This is a genomic window from Tenuibacillus multivorans (assembly GCF_900103915.1).
Taxonomy (GTDB): Bacteria; Bacillota; Bacilli; order Bacillales; family Alkalibacillaceae; genus Tenuibacillus; species Tenuibacillus multivorans.
The window spans coordinates 247,517-267,330 of record NZ_FNIG01000003.1 but is presented as its reverse complement, the minus strand read 5'-3'; the positions used below and the strand labels follow the sequence as shown (position 1 = coordinate 267,330).

17 protein-coding genes, 2 tRNA genes and 1 pseudogene are annotated in these 19,814 nt (G+C 37.3%); all 20 read left to right on the top strand.

Features of this window, described 5'->3' with window-relative positions:
• Position 1 precedes the first annotated feature (1 nt).
• The 20 genes and pseudogenes from BLP77_RS06290 (at position 2) to BLP77_RS06195 (ending at position 19,669) form a co-directional block, all read left to right on the top strand.
• Positions 2-2,344 (top strand): endonuclease MutS2, encoded by a 2,343-nt coding sequence (locus BLP77_RS06290; RefSeq protein ID WP_093856266.1) that lies wholly within the window; start codon positions 2-4, stop codon positions 2,342-2,344.
• Between the two features lie 284 nt (positions 2,345-2,628).
• Positions 2,629-4,323 (top strand): long-chain-fatty-acid--CoA ligase, encoded by a 1,695-nt coding sequence (locus BLP77_RS06285; protein WP_093856265.1) that lies wholly within the window; start codon positions 2,629-2,631, stop codon positions 4,321-4,323.
• A gap of 85 nt (positions 4,324-4,408) precedes the next feature.
• Positions 4,409-4,999: a fatty acid metabolism transcriptional regulator FadR gene (locus BLP77_RS06280; protein WP_093856264.1), complete on the top strand. Its 591-nt coding sequence runs from the start codon at positions 4,409-4,411 to the stop codon at positions 4,997-4,999.
• A 12-nt stretch (positions 5,000-5,011) separates the two neighbouring features.
• A complete protein-coding gene (locus tag BLP77_RS06275) occupies positions 5,012-5,785 on the top strand; it encodes an enoyl-CoA hydratase (protein ID WP_093856263.1) in 774 nt (257 codons plus the stop codon).
• Positions 5,786-5,803: 18 nt separating this feature from the next.
• Complete coding sequence (locus BLP77_RS06270) at positions 5,804-6,577, top strand: electron transfer flavoprotein subunit beta/FixA family protein (RefSeq protein ID WP_093856262.1); 774 nt, start codon at positions 5,804-5,806, stop codon at positions 6,575-6,577.
• Between the two features lie 27 nt (positions 6,578-6,604).
• Entirely contained in the window at positions 6,605-7,567 is a 963-nt protein-coding gene (locus tag BLP77_RS06265; RefSeq protein ID WP_093856261.1) for an electron transfer flavoprotein subunit alpha/FixB family protein, read from the top strand.
• 141 nt (positions 7,568-7,708) lie between these two features.
• Positions 7,709-8,023, top strand: coding sequence for a thioredoxin (gene trxA / locus BLP77_RS06260; RefSeq protein WP_093856260.1), 315 nt, complete (start codon positions 7,709-7,711; stop codon positions 8,021-8,023).
• Between the two features lie 97 nt (positions 8,024-8,120).
• Complete coding sequence (gene uvrC / locus BLP77_RS06255; protein WP_093856259.1) at positions 8,121-9,917, top strand: excinuclease ABC subunit UvrC; 1,797 nt, start codon at positions 8,121-8,123, stop codon at positions 9,915-9,917.
• A 188-nt stretch (positions 9,918-10,105) separates the two neighbouring features.
• The gene (locus tag BLP77_RS06250; RefSeq protein ID WP_093856258.1) at positions 10,106-10,720 is read left to right on the top strand and encodes a succinate dehydrogenase cytochrome b558 subunit; all 615 of its coding nucleotides are present in this window, start codon (positions 10,106-10,108) and stop codon (positions 10,718-10,720) included.
• Positions 10,721-10,762: 42 nt separating this feature from the next.
• Complete coding sequence (gene sdhA / locus BLP77_RS06245; protein ID WP_093856257.1) at positions 10,763-12,520, top strand: succinate dehydrogenase flavoprotein subunit; 1,758 nt, start codon at positions 10,763-10,765, stop codon at positions 12,518-12,520.
• A gap of 16 nt (positions 12,521-12,536) precedes the next feature.
• On the top strand, positions 12,537-13,310 hold the full coding sequence (gene sdhB / locus BLP77_RS06240) for a succinate dehydrogenase iron-sulfur subunit (RefSeq protein WP_093856256.1): 774 nt from the start codon (positions 12,537-12,539) through the stop codon (positions 13,308-13,310).
• Positions 13,311-13,416: 106 nt separating this feature from the next.
• On the top strand, positions 13,417-13,872 hold the full coding sequence (locus BLP77_RS06235; protein ID WP_093856255.1) for an acyl-CoA thioesterase: 456 nt from the start codon (positions 13,417-13,419) through the stop codon (positions 13,870-13,872).
• Positions 13,873-13,986: 114 nt separating this feature from the next.
• Positions 13,987-14,211: a helix-turn-helix domain-containing protein gene (locus BLP77_RS06230; protein WP_093856254.1), complete on the top strand. Its 225-nt coding sequence runs from the start codon at positions 13,987-13,989 to the stop codon at positions 14,209-14,211.
• Positions 14,212-14,354: 143 nt separating this feature from the next.
• Entirely contained in the window at positions 14,355-14,831 is a 477-nt protein-coding gene (locus BLP77_RS06225; RefSeq protein WP_093856253.1) for a MarR family winged helix-turn-helix transcriptional regulator, read from the top strand.
• A 2-nt stretch (positions 14,832-14,833) separates the two neighbouring features.
• Positions 14,834-15,637, top strand: coding sequence for a glutamate racemase (gene racE, locus BLP77_RS06220; RefSeq protein ID WP_093856252.1), 804 nt, complete (start codon positions 14,834-14,836; stop codon positions 15,635-15,637).
• Between the two features lie 189 nt (positions 15,638-15,826).
• Positions 15,827-16,579 carry a ribonuclease PH gene (rph, locus tag BLP77_RS06215; RefSeq protein WP_093856251.1) on the top strand — a complete coding sequence of 251 codons (753 nt, stop codon included), beginning with the start codon at positions 15,827-15,829 and terminating at the stop codon, positions 16,577-16,579.
• A 3-nt stretch (positions 16,580-16,582) separates the two neighbouring features.
• Positions 16,583-17,173 (top strand): XTP/dITP diphosphatase, encoded by a 591-nt coding sequence (locus tag BLP77_RS06210; protein ID WP_093856250.1) that lies wholly within the window; start codon positions 16,583-16,585, stop codon positions 17,171-17,173.
• A 488-nt stretch (positions 17,174-17,661) separates the two neighbouring features.
• Positions 17,662-17,735: transfer RNA gene (locus BLP77_RS06205), tRNA-Gly, on the top strand.
• A 210-nt stretch (positions 17,736-17,945) separates the two neighbouring features.
• Positions 17,946-18,022, top strand: a tRNA-Arg gene (locus tag BLP77_RS06200).
• Positions 18,023-18,217: 195 nt separating this feature from the next.
• A pseudogene (locus BLP77_RS06195) lies at positions 18,218-19,669 on the top strand (IS1182 family transposase).
• The last annotated feature ends 145 nt before the right edge of the window (positions 19,670-19,814 follow it).

Genomic DNA, 19,814 nt, shown 5'->3' with positions numbered 1-19,814 from the left:
TATGAACGATAAAATTTTACATCAACTCGAATTTTCTAAAATAAAAGATTGGCTTAAAGGCCAGGCTGCAACTAGTTTAGGTCAGGAAAAGTCTAAGAAAATATTGCCATCCTCTGATCTTGAAGAAGTTATAGAATGGCAAAATGAAACCGATGAGGCTGTAACCATCCTACGCTTAAAGGGCCATATCCCGCTTGGTGGGATAACGGATATTCGACCAGCCATTAAACGTGCTAGTATCGGTGGTGTTCTGTCAGCTTCTGAATTATTAGATATTGCCAATACGTTATATGGCGGCAAACAGTTAAAAAGCTTTATTGAGGATTTAGAGGATATTGAATTACCCATTATAAGAGAATATATGGAACAGTTAACTCCATTGAACCAAATGGAGCAATCGATTAAAGGATGTATTGATGATTATGGTCATGTGATGGATGGCGCTTCTAGTAAATTGAGAACGATTCGAAGCCAAATCCGTTCTTATGAAAGTAGCATTCGTGATAAATTAGATCAATACACGAAATCAAAAAGTAATATGTTATCGGATGCAATCGTCACCATCCGTAACGATCGTTACGTCTTACCGGTAAAACATGAGTATCGGTCATCATTTGGTGGCATTGTCCATGACCAGTCATCTTCCGGACAAACATTATTTATTGAACCCCAGTCTGTCGTGGAACTTAATAATAAATTACAGGAAGCACGTGTGGAAGAAGAACGTGAAATTGAACGGATCTTACTGCAATTGTCTGGTCTCGTGCAGGCAGATGCAGACATTTTACGCCATAATGTAACGGTCCTACAGCAAATGGACTTTATTGTGGCTAAAGGGAAATTATCACGCCACTTAAAAGCAGCTAAGCCGACCATGAATCAAGAAGGCTATATCAACATGCGTCAAGCCAGACATCCATTAATACCTGAGGATGAGATCATTAGTAACGATGTCGAAATCGGAAAGGATTATACTGCTATCGTGATAACCGGCCCGAATACAGGTGGTAAAACCGTTACATTAAAAATGGTCGGGTTATGTACGTTAATGGCTCAATCAGGGTTACAAGTACCAGCGCAAGATGGTTGTGAATTAGCCGTATTTGATTACGTTTTTGCTGATATTGGGGATGAGCAATCCATCGAACAAAGTCTAAGTACATTCTCATCACACATGAGTAATATTGTTGAGATTTTAAATGATGTCAACAGTAATTCTTTGGTTTTATTTGATGAATTAGGTGCAGGGACTGACCCGCAAGAAGGGGCAGGACTTGCAATGGCGATATTAGATTATGTTGTTGAAAAACGATCCCGGGTCATCGCGACCACACACTATCCAGAACTAAAAGCTTACGGCTTTAATCGTAAGGAAGTCATTAATGCGTCTGTTGAGTTTGACATTACGACATTAAAACCAACTTATCGCTTGTTATTAGGCGTGCCAGGGAGAAGTAATGCCTTTGATATTTCAAAACGATTAGGATTAGAAGAGTTAGTTATTGATCGAGCCAAATCAATGGTGAGTGATGATTCTCGCTCTGTCGAAAATATGATTGCTTCGTTAGAACAGTCTAGACTACAGGCTGAAAGGCATTTTGAAGAGGCAGAAGATTTCCTTGAAGAAGCAACAAACATCTATCAATCATTAAGAAATGAATATGAACATTATTTAAGTCACAAAGAAAAACACATGGATAAGGCTAAGGTGAAAGCCGCCAAAATCGTAGACAGAGCCGAAACTGAAGCAGAAGAGATTTTAAAAGAAATTCGTGAGATGAGAGATGAAGCGAATGTTAAGGAACACCGTTTCATTGATGCTAAGAAGAAATTATCTAATCAAAAAGAAAGCCTTGAAACAACTGAAGAAAAACCTCAGAAAAAAGCGGCTAAAAATCAAAGCTTTATGCCTGGCGATGAGGTGCATGTCCTATCCTTTAACCAAAACGGAAATATTGTCGAAAAAATTAATGATAAAGAATATGAGGTTCAGCTTGGAATATTAAAAATGAAAGTACCTGTCAATCAATTAGAGTTCATTAAACGTCCTGACCCGCTAAAAACTAAACCGATGACGTCAGTAAAAGGAAGTCATTATCATGTTAAACCTGAACTCGATTTGCGAGGAGAGCGTTATGAAGATGCTCTTCAGCGACTAGAAAAATATATCGATGAGGCATTACTAGCGAATTATCATCAAGTGTCGATTATACACGGTAAAGGGACAGGTGCTTTGATGAAGGCAGTTCAACAGTTTGCGAAGGAACATCGTGCGATCAAAGGATCTCGTTCTGGACACGCTAACGAAGGTGGAAGTGGTGTTACAGTATTAGAACTAAAATAGTCTAGAACAATTAATAAGTGCATAAAAATTAGAGAGGGTATTAAAATAATGGAAACTTTAGCGAAAGTATTAATCGTCGTTGCCATATTATTTGTGATTGTTGGTGTTTTTTTCCTCTTATATAGCTAAATCGTAGCAGCTCACTTAACATTGATGTCGAAAATCAAATGTTATGGAGCTGCTTTTTTACAACCCTATTGTCTGATAATTAAAACAATTGTTTTAACTTTTCACTGATTTTGTATATAATGAAAAGTAATATACTTTAAAGGAGGGCTTTAATCATGGGGGTAGAATTAACGAAGCGTTGGTTTGAGCATTACCCAGAAGAAGTACCTAAAACGATAGAATATGACAACAAGCCTTTACACGAATTCCTAGTAGAAACTGCGACAAATTACCCAGATAAAACAGCAATACATTTTATGGGTAAAGAGCTAACGTATCAGGAGGTGTATGATGCAGCTAAGAAGTTTGCAAGCTATCTTCAGTATCTAGGCTTGAAAAAAGGTGATCGTGTTGCGGTTATGTTACCGAACACACCTCAGTCAGTCATTTCATATTATGGTGCTTTATTAGCCGGTGGGGTTGTCGTTCAAACGAATCCACTATATACTGAAAGAGAACTTGAATATCAGTTAAAGGATTCAGGAGCCAAGATAATAGTATGTTTGGATATCCTTCTGCCTAGAGCTGAAAATGTCAAAGATGATACGTATTTAGAGAACATAATTGTAACCGCTATCAAGGATTATTTACCATTCCCGAAAAATTTGATTTATCCTTTTATTCAGAAACGGGAATACAACATGGTTGTTAAACCAGAACATAGTGGTGATACACATGTTTGGACGACTATGTTAGAAGAAGCAAGTGGTGAATATACGAAGCATGAGGTTGACCCAGAAGAAGATTTAGCATTACTACAATACACAGGTGGTACAACAGGCTACCCAAAAGGTGTTATGCTTACACATCTAAACTTAGTGTCGAACACTCAAATGTGTGAGAAGTGGAATTACAAGGCCGAATATGGAAAAGAAACTGTATTAGGTATTTTACCATTTTTCCACGTCTATGGCATGACGGCTGTTATGAATTTATCTGTTATGATGGCACAAAAAATGATCTTAGTGCCTAAATTTGATGTCGATACCGTATTAAAGTTAATTGATAAACAAAGACCTACTTTATTCCCTGGTGCACCAACGATTTATATCGGTTTGTTAAATCACCCGAAGCTATCGAACTATGACCTTTCATCGATTAATGCATGCCTAAGTGGTTCAGCCCCGCTACCAGCAGAGGTACAACAACAATTTGAAAAAGTAACAGGTGGTAAGCTAGTTGAGGGATATGGCCTAACAGAATCCTCTCCAGTTACTCATTCGAATTTAATTTATGAAAATCGTCGAGCTGGGACAATAGGGTTGCCGTGGCCTGATACGGATGCCAAGGTGTTTAAACCTGATACACTTGAAGAAATGCCGATTGGCGAGGTTGGTGAAATCGCAGTTAAGGGACCACAAATTATGAAAGGTTATTGGAACCGACCTGAAGAAACTGAAAATACGCTAAAAGACGGCTGGTTATTAACTGGAGATATGGGATATATGGATGAAGAAGGTTATTTCTATATCGTTGATCGTAAAAAAGATATGATTATCGCTGGTGGATTTAATATTTATCCGCGTGAAGTAGAAGAAGTCCTATATGAGAATGAATTAATCGCTGAAGCTGTTGTGGCAGGTATACCTGACCCTTATCGCGGTGAAACAGTTAAAGCATACGTTGTACTGAAAGAGGGTGCCGATCTTACAGAAGAAGGTTTAGATCAATATTGTCGTGAAAATTTAGCAGCCTTTAAAGTTCCAAAACGATATGAATTTAGAACCGAATTACCGAAAACAGCGGTCGGAAAAATACTTAGGAGAAAATTAGTGGATGAAGAAAAAGAAAAATTACAAAACCAAGTGTAGAATCAATATTATGAGTTGACATACTAGCATTTTGGCTATATCATGAAAGGTGAATGACTGTTCATTCAGTTAAGGAGTTATCATAATGAAGAATCAAAAACCAAAATACAGACAAATAATCGATGCGGCTGTTGAAGTTATTGCAGAAAATGGGTATTACAATTCACAAGTTTCTAAGATTGCTAAACGTGCAGGCGTAGCTGATGGAACCATTTATTTATATTTTGAAAATAAAGAGGATATTTTAATCTCTGTATTTCAAGAAAAGATGGGGCAATTCATTGAAAGAATTGAGAATGTGATTGTCGATCAAGAGTCTGCAGATGATAAATTATCTGCCTTAATTAAAATGCACTTCCGTCAATTAGCTGAAGATCCAGATTTAGCTATCGTGACGCAATTAGAATTAAGGCAATCGAAAAAAATGTTACGATTAAAAATCAATGAAGTATTAAAACGTTATTTAACCGTTGTTGATAATATTTTAAAAGATGGTATGGATCAAGGAATATTCCATGATCATTTAAACGTCAAATTAGTTAGACAAATGATATTTGGCACTTTAGATGAAGTTGTTACGAATTGGGTGATGAAAGAACAAAAATATAATCTTGTAGATCAAGCTGAAGAAGTCCATTTCGTCATTTCTAATGGTCTTAAAATACATCATCAATAAGGAGTTGTTTGGATGGAGCATCTTTCCTGGAGTAAAGAGGGGAATATTGTAACAATCATTATTAATAGTCCTCCAGCTAACGCTTTGTCTTCTGGTATTTTAAGTGACTTATCAACTGTTTTAGATGAACTAGATCAAGATTCTTCCGTGAAAACAGTTGTTCTCAAGGGAGAAGGTAAATTCTTTTCCGCAGGAGCAGATATAAAAGAATTTACATCATTCCAAGCTGAAAGCGATTACGTGAGTCTTGCAAAGAAGGGGCAAGATCTCTTTAATCGTATTGAAAACTATCATATCCCGTTTATTGCATCGATCCATGGTGCTGCACTAGGTGGTGGACTAGAACTAGCGATGTCCTGCCACGTTCGTGTCGTCACAAAGAGTGCTAAACTTGGGTTACCTGAGATGAATTTAGGTATCATACCTGGTTTTGCTGGGACACAGCGTTTACCACGCTATGTTGGGCTACCAAAAGCATATGAAATGGTGCTATCTAGTCAACCGATTACTGGTGAAGAGGCGGCTCAATATGGCTTAGCCAATCATGCGGTTGAAGATGATGAACTAGATTCCTTTACTATGAATCTAGCAAAGCAATTTTCTAGTAAGAGTGGGCCTTCTATTCATGCCGTAATGAAACTATTACCGTATGCTCGTACATCTCAGTTCCAGCAAGGTGTTGATGCAGAGTCTGAAGAATTCGGTAAGGTTTTTGGAAATGAAGATGCTAAGGAAGGCATTCAAGCTTTTATAGAAAAACGCAAACCCAATTTCAAAGATCAATAGACTTAAGGAGGTAATCCTATGAACATTTTTGTTCTAATGAAAAAGACATTTGATACAGAAGAGAAGATTCAAATTAATGGGGGAGTCATTGAGGAAGATGGTGCTGAATTCATCATTAACCCATACGATGAATACGCCATCGAAGAAGCTATTAAAATTCGTGATGATCATGGCGGCGAGGTGACTGTGGTCACTGTGGGTAATGAAGAATCAGAAAAGCAGCTACGTACCGCTTTAGCTATGGGCGCTGATAAAGCGGTTCTAATTAATACAGAGGATGATTTAGAAGAAAGTGATCAATATTCAACCGTTCGTATTTTAGAAGCATACTTTGAAGATCAAGAAGTTGATATTATTTTAGCTGGTAATGTAGCAATTGATAAAGCAAGTGGTCAAGTAGGTCCGAGACTTGCTGATAAACTCGATATTCCTTATGTCACAACCATCACCAACCTTGAAATTGATGGTGACACGGCAAATATCGTTCGAGATGTTGAAGGTGACGAAGAAAAAATTGAGACATCTCTACCTTTACTCGTAACGTGTCAGCAAGGTTTAAACGAACCACGTTATCCTTCTTTACCAGGTATTATGAAAGCTAAAAAGAAACCGCTTGAGGAATTAGAAATTGATGATCTTGATTTAGATGAGGATGATGTTGAAGCGAAAACGGAGACAGTTGAAGTTTTCCTTCCACCTGAAAAAGAAGCTGGTAAAGTGTTAGAAGGCGAAACAGATGATCAAGTTAAAGAGCTTGTATCGTTACTAAAATCAGAAGCGAAAGTACTTTAACACAGGTGTAGAAAGGAGAATTTTACAATGACAAAATTATTAGCTTTTGCAGAATTAAAAGACGGTGAAATTCGTAATGTGTCATATGAAACGATTTCTGCTGCGCGTCAGATAGATGAAGGAGCTGAGGTTGTAGCGATCGTTTTTGGAAATCAAAATGTTGAAGATGCAGCAAAACAAATGATTCAATATGGTGCAGATCGTGCGGTAACGGTAACAGATGATAAATTAGAACATTATACGTCTGATGGATATACACAAGCAGCCATGGCTGTCATTGACCAAGAGGATCCAGATGGACTCGTGATGGGGCATACATCAGCTGGTAAAGATTTAGCCCCACGTATTGCGAGTAAATTAGATAGCGGGCTTATATCAGATATTACAGGGATTGAGGGCGACCAATTTGTACGTCCGATTTATTCAGGTAAAGCTTTTGAAAAGAAATCCATTAAAGATGGTAAAACATTTGTAACCATTCGTCCGAATAATATTGCACCACTTGACCAGGATGAAAGTCGTTCAGGTGATGTATCTGCTTTAGATGTCGATATTCAAGACCTACGTACAATTATTAAAGATGTAATTCGTAAAGCGTCAGACGGTGTTGATTTATCAGAAGCAAACATTGTCGTAGCAGGTGGCCGAGGTGTTAAAAGCTCTGAAGGCTTCGAACCGCTTTATGAGATGGCTGATGTGTTAGGAGCAGCTGTTGGTGCTTCTCGCGGGGCGTGTGATGCAGGATATTGTGATTATTCCTTACAAATCGGTCAAACGGGTAAGGTTGTAACGCCTGACCTGTATATTGCATGTGGTATTTCTGGGGCTATTCAACACTTAGCCGGTATGTCAAACTCTAAGGTAATTGTTGCGATCAACAAAGATCCGGAAGCTAACATCTTTAATGTTGCAGATTACGGTATTGTTGGCGACTTATTTGATGTTGTACCGAAGCTAACGGAAGAGTTAAAAGCCCTTCAAGTTAACTAATCTAACCATGAGTTCTTTGCCCAAAAATGGGGAAAGAACTCATGTTTTTTAACAAAAATTAATCATAAACAAAGTATTGGAAAAGATAATATTTAACATGCTATACTTACGGTACATTAGTAATGAGGAGGATATATATCTATGGCTATTGTAAGTGCAACTGATCAAACCTTTAATGAAGAAGTATCAGATGGTCTAGTACTAGTTGATTTTTGGGCAACTTGGTGTGGCCCATGTAAAATGATTGCTCCTGTATTAGAAGAATTAGATTCAGAGATGAGTGATCAGGTTAAAATTGTTAAACTAGATGTTGACGAAAACCAAGAAACAGCACAAAAATTTGGTGTTATGAGTATACCTACTTTAATCCTTTTCAAAGATGGTGAAAAAGTAGATCAAGCAATGGGCTTCCAGCCTAAAGATGCTTTAGAACAATTCGTACAAAAACACGCATAAGGTTAAGAGAGCTAACAGTGGTTAGCTCTTCTTTTTATGTGCAACAGTAAAATCGTGTTAAGATAGAGGTATAATTGCATTTTCGAGGTGTTTGTTTATGGCAGATCAAATCAAAGAAAAATTAGCCATACTACCTGACAAACCTGGTTGTTATTTGATGAAAAGCAAAAAGGGTGAAGTCATATATGTAGGGAAATCTAAGTTGCTAAAAAATCGTGTGCGTTCCTATTTCACAAGTGCAAACGATTTAAAAACGCAGCGACTGGTCAATGAAATTGCGGATTTTGAATATATTGTCACGTCATCAGAAATGGAAGCGCTTATCTTAGAAATGAATTTGATTAAGAAATACGACCCGAAATACAACGTCATGTTAAAGGATGATAAAAGCTATCCATTTCTAAAGATTACGAATGAGGAACACCCAAGATTATTAGTAACTAGACAAGTCAAAAAAGATAAAGCCAAATACTTCGGACCTTATACTAATGTTTATTCGGCACGTGAAACGAAGAAGCTACTAGATCGGTTGTATCCACTTAGAAAATGTAATGTTATGCCTAAACGCGTTTGTCTTTATTATCACATCAATCAATGCTTAGGACCATGCGAGTTTCCGGTCAGTCCGGAAACGAATGAACAATTAGTGCAAAATATTACCTCTTTCTTAAATGGCGGCCATAAAGAAATCAAACAAGAACTCACGGATAAAATGCATCAATTTGCAGAGGATTTAGACTTCGAAAAAGCTAAAGAATATCGCGACATGATTGAGCACATTGAAGGCGTTATGGAAAAGCAAAAAATGGATTTACACGATTTAACCGATCGAGATGTATTTGGTTTTGCTTTTGACAAAGGATGGATGTGTGTCCAGGTATTCTTTATTCGACAAGGGAAATTGATTGAACGAGATGTTTCATTATTTCCTTTTTACAATGATGCGAATGAATCGTTTATTAGTTATATTGCGCGATTTTATCAGCATTCTAACCACATTAAACCAAAGGAAATCTACTTGCCTATCGGTAGTGATAAGGAATTACTTTCGGAAGTCTTAGATGTAAAAGTTAAAACACCACTACGTGGAAAAAAGAAAGACTTAGTAGAGTTAGCCATGGAAAATGCACAAATTGCCTTAAAAGAAAAGTTCTCCTTAATTGAACAGGATGAAGAACGTACGATTAAAGCGATTGAGCGATTAGGTGACATTTTAAATATTGAAACACCGCATCGAATTGAAGCCTTTGATAATTCAAACATTCAAGGTACGAACCCGGTTTCTGCTATGGTAACTTTCATTGATGGTAAGCCGAAGAAAAATGAATATCGAAAATACAAAATAAAAACTGTCGAATCTCCAGACGATTATGAAACCATGCGGGAGGTTATTCGGAGACGTTATCAACGTGTTTTAAAAGAAGGGGCGCCACTACCTGATCTCCTTATGGTTGATGGGGCTAAAGGCCAAATGTCAGCTGCTAGAGATGTTTTAGAAAATGAATTAGGTTTGGATATCCCGATATGCGGTCTAGCCAAAGATGAAAAACATAAGACAAGTGAATTGTTATATGGTAATCCACCGGAAACGGTTCCATTAAAACGGAATGAACAATCCTTTTATTTAGTTCAACGAATTCAAGATGAGGTTCACCGCTTTGCTATATCATTTCATCGTCAATTGCGAGGAAAAAGTGCTTTTCAGTCCAGTCTTGATGAAATTGAAGGAATCGGTCCAAAACGAAAAAGACTATTAATTCAACACTTTGGCTCGATTGATCAAATTAAGCAAGCTAGTGTAGAGGATATGGCGAAATTAGGAATCCCGTCACATGTAGCAGAGAATATACAACATTACTTCGTGTATGAAATGAAGCAAAATGAAGAAGACTAGGTATAAGCCATGGGGAACTATGTAGAAAAGCTGTAGTTAGGGAAAAATTAATACTGCCCTAACCGTCAAATCAAATGGTAAGGATTTCTTGACGCTTTAAACCGTTAGAAGTACAATATAACATGTCATGTTTACTTTTTATGATGTTGATAACTAAAGAATTTTACTCAAAACAAGGGGGGTAACACATGGCGGATAACCGTGAGTTCTTTTATCGCAGGCTACATTCTTTATTAGGTGTCATACCTATTGGGCTTTTCCTTATGCAGCACTTAACGGTCAACTTTTTTTCTACATATGGACCAGAGGCATTTAATAATGCTGCAGGATTTATGGAAAACCTACCGCTACGTTTAGGTTTGGAAATCTTTGTGATTTACCTACCGCTATTATTCCATGCTATCTATGGGGTTTTTATCGCCTTTACGGCAGAACCAAATACGATTCGTTACGGCTTCTTCCGTAATTGGATGTTTTTAGTTCAACGAATCACGGGTATTTTGACTCTAATATTCATTGCGTGGCACGTTTGGGAAACACGCTTAGCGAATGCGATTTATGGAACTGAAATTAATTTTGATCTAATGGCATCAATTTTATCTGATCCAATTATGTTCTGGTTCTATATTATTGGTGTTGTTTCAGCAGTATTTCACTTTGCGAATGGTTTATGGTCATTCTTCGTCACTTGGGGTCTTACAATTTCACCAAAATCCCAACTCGTTATGACATATATTACCATTGCGATTTTTGCGGTTTTCACTTACATGGGAATCTCTTCCCTAATCGCATTTGCATCGTAAACTTATAAGGAATTTCGGAATGATAAGGGAGTGAAACAACTAATGACTAATGATAAAAATGTTGTAATCGTAGGCGGTGGTCTTGCTGGTTTAATGGCAACAATTGAAGTTGCACAAGCTGGTGTACACGTCGATTTAATTTCACTTGTTCCGGTTAAACGCTCCCACTCTGTATGTGCCCAAGGTGGTATTAACGGAGCCGTAGACACAAAGGGTGAAGGTGACTCACCTTGGATACACTTTGATGATACCGTATATGGTGGGGACTTTTTAGCAAACCAAACTCCAGTTAAAGAAATGTGTGAAAAAGCTCCAGGGATCATTCACATGTTAGAACGTATGGGGGTTATGTTTAACCGTACGCCAGAAGGTTTATTAGACTTCCGTCGCTTTGGTGGTACACAACACCACCGTACAGCTTATGCTGGTGCTACAACTGGACAACAGTTATTGTATGCATTAGACGAACAAGTTCGTCGTCAAGAAGCTAACGGCCTTGTGACAAAATATGAAGGCTGGGAATTTATTTCTTCCATTCTAGATGATGATAATCGTTCACGCGGAATTATTGCACAGAATCTTAAATCACATGAATTTAAAGCATTTAAAGCAGATGCTGTTATTGTTGCAACAGGTGGACCAGGAATTATCTTTGGTAAATCAACAAACTCTGTTATTAACACGGGTTCTGCTGCTTCAAGACTGTATCAACAGGGAGCAGCTTATGCGAATGGTGAATTCATTCAAATTCACCCAACAGCAATACCAGGGGACGACAAACTTCGCTTAATGAGTGAATCAGCTCGTGGTGAAGGTGGTCGTGTATGGACATATAAAGACGGTAAGCCATGGTATTTCTTAGAGGAAAAATACCCTGCTTACGGTAACCTTGTACCACGTGATATTGCGACACGTGAAATTTTTGAAGTTTGCGTAAACCAGAAGCTAGGTATTAATGGCGAAAACATGGTTTACTTAGATTTATCACATAAAGACCCGAAAGAATTAGATGTTAAACTCGGTGGTATTATTGAAATTTATGAAAAATTCGTAGGTGAAGATCCACGTAAAGTACCGATGAAAATCTTCCCAGCTGTTCACTATTCTATGGGTGGACTATGGGTCGATGATGATCAAATGACAAGCATTCCAGGTGTATTTGCAGCTGGAGAAGTGGACTTTACGATTCACGGAGCTAACCGTCTAGGTGCTAACTCATTATTATCATGTATTTATGGTGGTATGGTTGCCGGACCTAATGCGGTTGAATATATTAAAGGGCTTGAATCATCAGCTGACGATCAGTCTTCATCTCTATTTGATGATAAATTGAAGGAAGAAGAAGAGAAATTTGAAGACTTATTAGGTATGACGTCAGGTAGTGAAAATCCATATAGTCTTCACCGTGAACTAGGTGAATGGATGACTAAAAATGTTACAGTTGTCCGTGAAAACGACAACCTACTTAAAACAGATGAGAAGATTGTTGAATTAATGGATCGTTGGAAAGATATCAACATTCACGACACATCAAGATGGAGTAATCACAGTGTTATGTTTACACGACAATTGCAAGACATGTTGCAATTGTCACGAGTCGTCACGATTGGCGCTTACAATCGTAATGAAAGCCGTGGTGCTCATTATAAACCAGAATTTCCTGAGCGTAACGACGAGGAATGGTTAAAAACAACAAAAGCGACTTACAATCCAGACAAAAATGGACCAGATATAACATACGAAGAAGTTGATACGCAATACATTGAGCCTCGTAAACGTGATTACTCAAAATCAAAATAAAAGGGGGTAACTAATCATGGCGGAAGCAACTAAAACTAAAACAATTAAGTTTATCATTACACGCCAAGATAGCCCAGATTCCCAATCATACGAGGAAGAGTTTGAAATCCCTTACCGTAAAAATATGAACGTTATTTCCGCGTTAATGGAAATTAGACGTAATCCTGTTAATGCAAAAGGTGAAGAAACAGCACCTGTCAATTGGGAAATGGGTTGTTTAGAAGAGGTTTGTGGCGCTTGTTCAATGGTTATTAACGGAAAACCAAGACAATCTTGTACAGCACTAATTGACCAATTAGAGCAACCGGTTCGTTTAGAACCAATGAATACGTTCCCTGTAGTACGTGACCTAGAAGTAGATCGTAGACGTATGTTTGACTCCTTGAAGAAAGTTAAAGCTTGGACACCAATCGACGGTACACACGATCTTGGTCCAGGAGAAAGGATGGCAGAAAGTAGACGTCAATGGGCTTATGAACTTTCTAAATGTATGACTTGTGGTGTATGTTTAGAAGCTTGTCCTAACGTTAACAGTAACGCTAACTTCATTGGACCAGCAGCGTTATCTCAAGTACGTTTACACAACGCGACACCAAATGGAAGCCTTCATAAAGCGGAACGTATGGCTGCTGTAACAGGTGATGGTGGATTACAGAATTGTGGTAACTCACAAAACTGTGTACAATCTTGTCCAAAAGGTATTCCACTAACAACTTCAATCGCAGCATTAAACCGTGAAGCAACTGTTCAATCGTTTAAGAGCTTTTTCGGCAGTGACCACAATCAATAAGCTCACAATGATATTTAGAGGTAAAGGGCTGGCTATCATGTCAGCCCTTTTCTTTAAACGAAATTGAACGAATATTCATTTTTTCTGAAAGGAATGAAATTGATAAATGCGATTACCCAATTACATACAGGATTTAGAAACATGGAAGCGTGAATTTTCATATTATACCACTATCGAGATTCGTTTTTCTGAAACTGACCTGTTCGGTCATATGAATAACGTTTCTCCATTCATATATTTTGAAGAGGCAAGAATTAAATACCTTGATGAAATTCAGCTATTCGGTGAACTAACCAAAGAGGTAGAACGTGTACCAGTCGTAGGTGATTTACAATGTGACTATTTTAAGCAAGTATACTTCGGCGACAAGATCAAACTATATGTTAAAGCAATAAATATTGGTAAAAGCTCAGTAGACATTCATTATATGGGGCTTAATCAACAGGATGATCTATGTATTACTGGGCGAGGGCGAATTGTTCAAATTAATTCTAAAACTGGTCAATCAACACCATTTGATGAAGAACAATTAAATAAACTACAAAATGACATAAAACTTTGAAGAAGTAGACGTTTGTCGCGAACCAACTCGCCTTATCAATCATAAAATATCATGACTAAGTAATTCCTCATGTAGAACAAGTAGCTCACTCTTTAACAGAGGAGGGGTTACCGTTTGGATAGCAAGGAATATCGACCTACTAATATATTGACAAAAAGAGAAAGGGAAGTATTTGAATTACTCGTACAAGATAAAACAACAAAGGAAATAGCAGAACAATTATTCATTTCTGAAAAGACTGTGCGAAATCATATCTCAAACACCATTCAAAAATTACAAGTGAAGGGGCGTTCTCAAGCCGTAGTCGAGTTAATACGACTAGGAGAAATTCAGCTGTAATTTGAACCGGCTGTTCTTATAGCCGGTTCCTTTTTAATCTTTTTAATTCTAAATAACAAGCCTAATCAAGAACTTAACTTGAAATTTTCTTAAAAAAGCTTGAAAATATTATATATAGATATTATTTTCGAGGAGGAGACCCTGTGGACTCTACAATAAATGATAAAACCATCAAGGAACTAGAGAAAAGTATTCGTTACATATCCCATATAATTAAACAACGAGGTCGTGAAATTTTAGACCATTATCCAATCACCCCACCACAGTTTATCGCCCTTCAATGGTTACTAGATTCCGGTGATTTAACGATTGGTGAACTGTCTAAAAAGATGTACTTTGCTTTTAGTACAACGACTGACCTTGTAGATCGAATGGAAAACAACGAGTTAATTGAACGCGTCAGAGACCCAAAGGATCGTCGAGTTGTTCGAATACATTTATTACAAAAAGGCAATGAAATTATCAAAGAAGTAATCGAAAAACGTCAAGTATATGTACAAGAGGTATTAGAATCGTTTTCTTCGGAGGAAATACAATCGCTTCATCATTTAATGTCTAGAATGTTTAATGAGATGCGAGTACATGAAGAAAAATCAAAACAGCAAGATGAAGGTGAATAAAATTGAATCGTCCTATTGGAGTTATAGATTCGGGGGTTGGTGGATTAACAGTTTTACACGAATTAAATCGCCAATTGCCTACAGAGAAATTCATTTATTTAGGAGACACCTTAAGGTGCCCATATGGCCCTAAGGAAGAAATTGACGTACAGCAGTATACATGGGAAATGGTACATTACTTAATGAAGTTTGAGATTAAAATGCTCGTGATTGCTTGTAATACAGCGACAGCCCTTGTTTTAGAACAACTAAAAGACAATCTACCGATACCAGTAATAGGCGTGATTGAATCCGGAGCACGTGCGGCTATTAAAGCAACACAAACCAATCAAGTGGGTATCATTGGAACAGAAAATACTATTCAAAGTGAAGCCTATGAGCGTGCGCTTAAACGGATTAAGCCACATATTAACACATTAGGGGTAGCGTGCCCTAATTTTGTTCCAATGATTGAGAACGGTGATTTTGTAAGCTTGAATGCCAAACGTATAGTTGAGGGTAGTCTACAGTTTATGAATCATCATCCTAGAATTGATACACTTATATTAGGTTGTACGCATTATCCTATTATTCAACCTTTGATTGAAGAAGTGATCGGTGAGAATGTAACGGTTTTATCATCAGCAGTAGAGACAGGATTTGAGGTTAGTACGGTATTGACGTTTTATGAATTATTTAATACTAATCAACAGGAAAACCAAGAGCCTTTGATTTTTACAACAGGCAGTTTACAAGTATTCCAACGACTGAAAGAAGAAATTTTTCAACTCAAAAGCGCGACGTTAAAACAGGTTTCTTTAACCTAGATAGAGAAGCTTATACCATTTTGCTTAAGGTATAAGTTTTTCAGATACATAATATGACCGCTATGATTCGCCATATAACTTAATGACAGGCGAATTTTTTCTTGATTTATGGGGTCTTTTGTTTAGAAAATAAGAAAGCGTTAAAACTATTTTAAGCACTTATATTTTTTTATTTTAGGAGGGCATTGTATGCGTAATGACGGCCGACAAGCCGATCAATTAAGAAATGTAGAAATCATCACAAATTATACGAAACACCCTGAGGGATCAGTTTTTATTACTGTAGGCGATACGAAGGTCATTTGTAATGCCAGTGTAGAAGATCGTGTACCCCCATTTATGCGAGGTCAAGGGAAAGGCTGGATTACAGCAGAATATGCGATGCTTCCACGTGCTACAGAGAAACGAAACATACGCGAATCATCTAAAGGTAAAATTTCCGGCCGCACTATGGAGATTCAGCGTTTAATTGGCAGAGCCCTAAGAGCTGTCATTGATTTAGATAAAATCGGTGAACGCACGATCTGGGTTGACTGCGATGTTATTCAAGCTGATGGTGGAACGAGGACAGCTTCGATAACGGGCGCATTTGTTGCTGTTGTTTTAGCTTGTAGCCAATTAATTGATGAGGAAAAAATCAATGAGATGCCAATTAATCATTTCTTAGCAGCTACATCAGTTGGAATTGCTGAAAATGGTGAGGCGATTTTGGATTTATACTATGAAGAGGACTCTACAGCAGCAGTCGACATGAACGTTGTTATGACCGATGAAAATGAGTTTGTTGAACTACAAGGTACAGGTGAAGAAGCGACTTTCTCACCTAACCAATTAAATGAATTAATTCAGTTAGCACAAAAAGGGATTAATGAGCTATTTGATATTCAAAAAGACGCTTTAGGAAATCGTGCCAATTTGATTGGAGAAAATAAAGGAGAATAAAACGTGGACCAAATCTATGTCGCAACCACAAATCAAGGTAAAATTAGAGAATTTCAAGAGATGTTTCAGTCACTCGACATTAAAATGGTAAGTCTAATGGATACTTTTAATGATGTTGAAGATGTCGAAGAAACAGGTAAAACTTTTGAGGAGAATGCACGGTTAAAAGCTGATACGTATGCGAAAACGTATCAAATTCCAGTTATGGCTGATGATTCTGGCTTAACGGTTGAAGCTTTAAATGGTGAACCAGGCATTTATTCTGCGCGCTATGCTGGTTTAGAGAAAAATGATGATCAAAACCTGGAAAAACTTTTAAAAAATCTAGAAGGTGTTGAACAGCGAGATGCGGCATTTGTTTCTGTTATTGCTTTTGCCAGGCCTGACGAAGAAACAATCGTGGCAGAAGGCCGTTGTGAAGGCCGAATAACGGATGAGCCAAGAGGTTCAGAAGGATTTGGTTATGATCCCGTATTTATTCCTAATGGTTATGAACAGACGATGGCTCAGTTAGGATCTACTGTCAAAAATAAAATAAGTCATCGGAAACATGCACTTGATGCGATGTTGAAAAAGATTAAACCATTATTATAAAAGATTGGCCAGGGATTTATTCCCTGGTTTCTAAAAAAAATACCAAACATGTGTTGACATAGACAGGGTTATTTTTATATAATGATTCTTGTCCGCAACAAAAGGAAGGTTTCATACATAACCTTCGAAAGACACTGTGATATATGTTATGGTATTAAATACAAGTTCTTAAATAATTGAGATTTACATGCGGGTTTAGTGACGAGCGAAACTTCCATCGAATAAGCGACGAGTTGCCCGAAGAATTCACAACCATGAATAAACTAGAAGATGCAGGGGCATAGTGAAAAGTCACAAGCTGCGTGTTGCAAATCCTTGTGTATAAATTATATTAAAATGCGGGTGTAGTGACGAGCGAAACTTCCACCGAGTAAGCTACGAGTTGCCCCGAAGAATTTACATCCATGAATAAACTAGAAGATGCAGGGGCATAGTGGGAAAGTCGCAAGCTGCGTGTTGTGAATCTTTATGTAAAATATATATAAAATGCGGGTGTAGTTTAGTGGTAAAACCTCAGCCTTCCAAGCTGATGTCGTGGGTTCGATTCCCATCACCCGCTCCATTTTTTGCCTAAATTTATGAGCAACAGCCTTCTAAGTTGTTGGTCTTAATTATTTGCTCCAGTAGCTGCTCAGCAACGAGCAGTGCATCTGCCGAAATGCTACGAGTTATCTCGACGCATGAACCTTCATAGGATTTGCTAGAAAAGGAAGAGACAGGATAAGACGACATTGGGTTATATACAACTAAATAATTTGTTTTTATTTATATTGTCCCAGTAGCTCAGCAGGATAGAGCAACAGCCTTCTAAGCTGTGGGTCGCAGGTTCGAATCCTGCCTGGGACGCCATTACTTTAACATGCTCAATCCCTTTAATCACAAGGGATTGAGCTTTTTTTAATGTGTTAGAAAACCCCTGGCTATGTTGAGGTCACTGAAAAAGTCCAATATTTTAAAATATCAGTCCATCTTTTACCATTTTTTAGGAAAAAGATGGACTGATTTCCTTTGCAATAAAGGTAGTACATAAAAGTGAGGGATTGGATGATTGAACGTCAACTTTCGTTAAACCTTAGTGATTACTTGGGATTATATGATGCCCTTATTCCAGAAGACCATCTTAGACAAATCAATGATTTGGTCGATTTTTCATTTGTTTATGATGAATTGAAGGATAAATATTGTCACGACAATGGACGGAACACCGTCCATCTTATTCGTATGTTTAAATATCTTAATATATAATCTATCTGATGTAGATCTGATTAATCGTGCACGTGTTGATATGTCTTTTAAGTACTTTCTTGAAATGGAACCAGAAGATGATGTTATTGATCCAAGTTTATTGACCCACTTTCGACGTAGGCGATTAAAAGACGAGAATCTTCTTGATCTTTTGATTGGAAAACGGTCAGGACAGCTAATGAACATGATATTATCCAAGCTAAATCAATTATTGTCGACGCGACGCATACAAAAGCTAGATACAACCAATTGAAGCCTCAAGAAATACTACGTATCGATCGAAAAATGTTCGTAATGAAATTTATAAGATCGATGAATCAATGAAAGAAAAGTTCCCAAAAAAACCCCAATCCGATACAATTGAGGCTGAAATTAATTATACTCAAGAACTTATCAAAGTAATTGATCAAGAACCAACATTAAAAAAGTATCCAAAAATAAAAGAGCCATTGAATCTTTTAAAAGAAACGGTTGAAGATGATATTGAATTTCTCCAAGAATCTAATGATCCTAATGCTTGAGTTGGTCATAAATCTTCTGATTCCTCATTTTTTGGTTTCAAGACTCACTTGGCAATGAGTGAAGAACGTATTATTACCGCAGCACTGGTGAAAAAAATGATGGAAAACAACTAAATACATTAATTCAAAAGAGTCAAGCATGTGGAATAGAAGTTGAGGACATTATTGGTGATACTGCGTATTCTGAAAGAAAACTTGAAGTATGCTTCGAAGAATAATTTGAAATTAGTCTCAAAATTACATTCCATTATTTCTAATGGCAACCGTCAAGGGGATGAATTTGAATACATCAAAGATGCTGGAATGTATGTGTGTCCAGCAGGACACATGGCTATTCGAAAATCCAAGCAGGGCAAAAAAAGATCAAAGCAAGAACCAGACTATAACTTACTATTTTGATGTTGAGAAATGGAAGAGATGTCCTTTAAGAGATGGTTGCTATACTCCAGGAGCAAAAACGAAATCCTATTCCGTAAGTATTAAGTCGAAAGAACATAACGAACAATTAACCTTTCAAAATAGTGATGAATTTAAAGAAAAAGCTAAAGAACGCTACAAAATTGAAGCAAAAAATAATGAATTGAAGCACAGACACGGATATGAGGTTGCCTTGACCTCGGGTCTTGAAGGCATGCATTTACAAGGAGCAATGGCAATATTTACCGCTAATATAAAACGAATTCTAAAACTAAAGAAATATAGAACAACAGAAACTCGTAAACCTATATAAAAAATAGCTGATTTCGGATTTAATTTTCCGAAATCAGCTATTTTTTATTAAACTACAATTAAATCTATTAAAAAACTAACAGTTTTTCAGTGGCCTCGCTATGCTAGGGGTAGCTTTTAGCGTTGGTTAAAAAATGCCTCTCTTC

Coding starts and splice junctions, on each gene's coding strand:
- BLP77_RS06265 (WP_093856261.1), top strand. CDS start 6,605: ATGACAAAATTATTAGCTTTTGCAGAATTAAAAGACGGTGAAATTCGT.
- BLP77_RS06250 (WP_093856258.1), top strand. CDS start 10,106: ATGGCGGATAACCGTGAGTTCTTTTATCGCAGGCTACATTCTTTATTA.
- uvrC (WP_093856259.1), top strand. CDS start 8,121: ATGGCAGATCAAATCAAAGAAAAATTAGCCATACTACCTGACAAACCT.
- BLP77_RS06275 (WP_093856263.1), top strand. CDS start 5,012: ATGGAGCATCTTTCCTGGAGTAAAGAGGGGAATATTGTAACAATCATT.
- rph (WP_093856251.1), top strand. CDS start 15,827: ATGCGTAATGACGGCCGACAAGCCGATCAATTAAGAAATGTAGAAATC.
- sdhA (WP_093856257.1), top strand. CDS start 10,763: ATGACTAATGATAAAAATGTTGTAATCGTAGGCGGTGGTCTTGCTGGT.
- BLP77_RS06270 (WP_093856262.1), top strand. CDS start 5,804: ATGAACATTTTTGTTCTAATGAAAAAGACATTTGATACAGAAGAGAAG.
- BLP77_RS06235 (WP_093856255.1), top strand. CDS start 13,417: ATGCGATTACCCAATTACATACAGGATTTAGAAACATGGAAGCGTGAA.
- sdhB (WP_093856256.1), top strand. CDS start 12,537: ATGGCGGAAGCAACTAAAACTAAAACAATTAAGTTTATCATTACACGC.
- trxA (WP_093856260.1), top strand. CDS start 7,709: ATGGCTATTGTAAGTGCAACTGATCAAACCTTTAATGAAGAAGTATCA.
- BLP77_RS06285 (WP_093856265.1), top strand. CDS start 2,629: ATGGGGGTAGAATTAACGAAGCGTTGGTTTGAGCATTACCCAGAAGAA.
- BLP77_RS06290 (WP_093856266.1), top strand. CDS start 2: ATGAACGATAAAATTTTACATCAACTCGAATTTTCTAAAATAAAAGAT.
- BLP77_RS06280 (WP_093856264.1), top strand. CDS start 4,409: ATGAAGAATCAAAAACCAAAATACAGACAAATAATCGATGCGGCTGTT.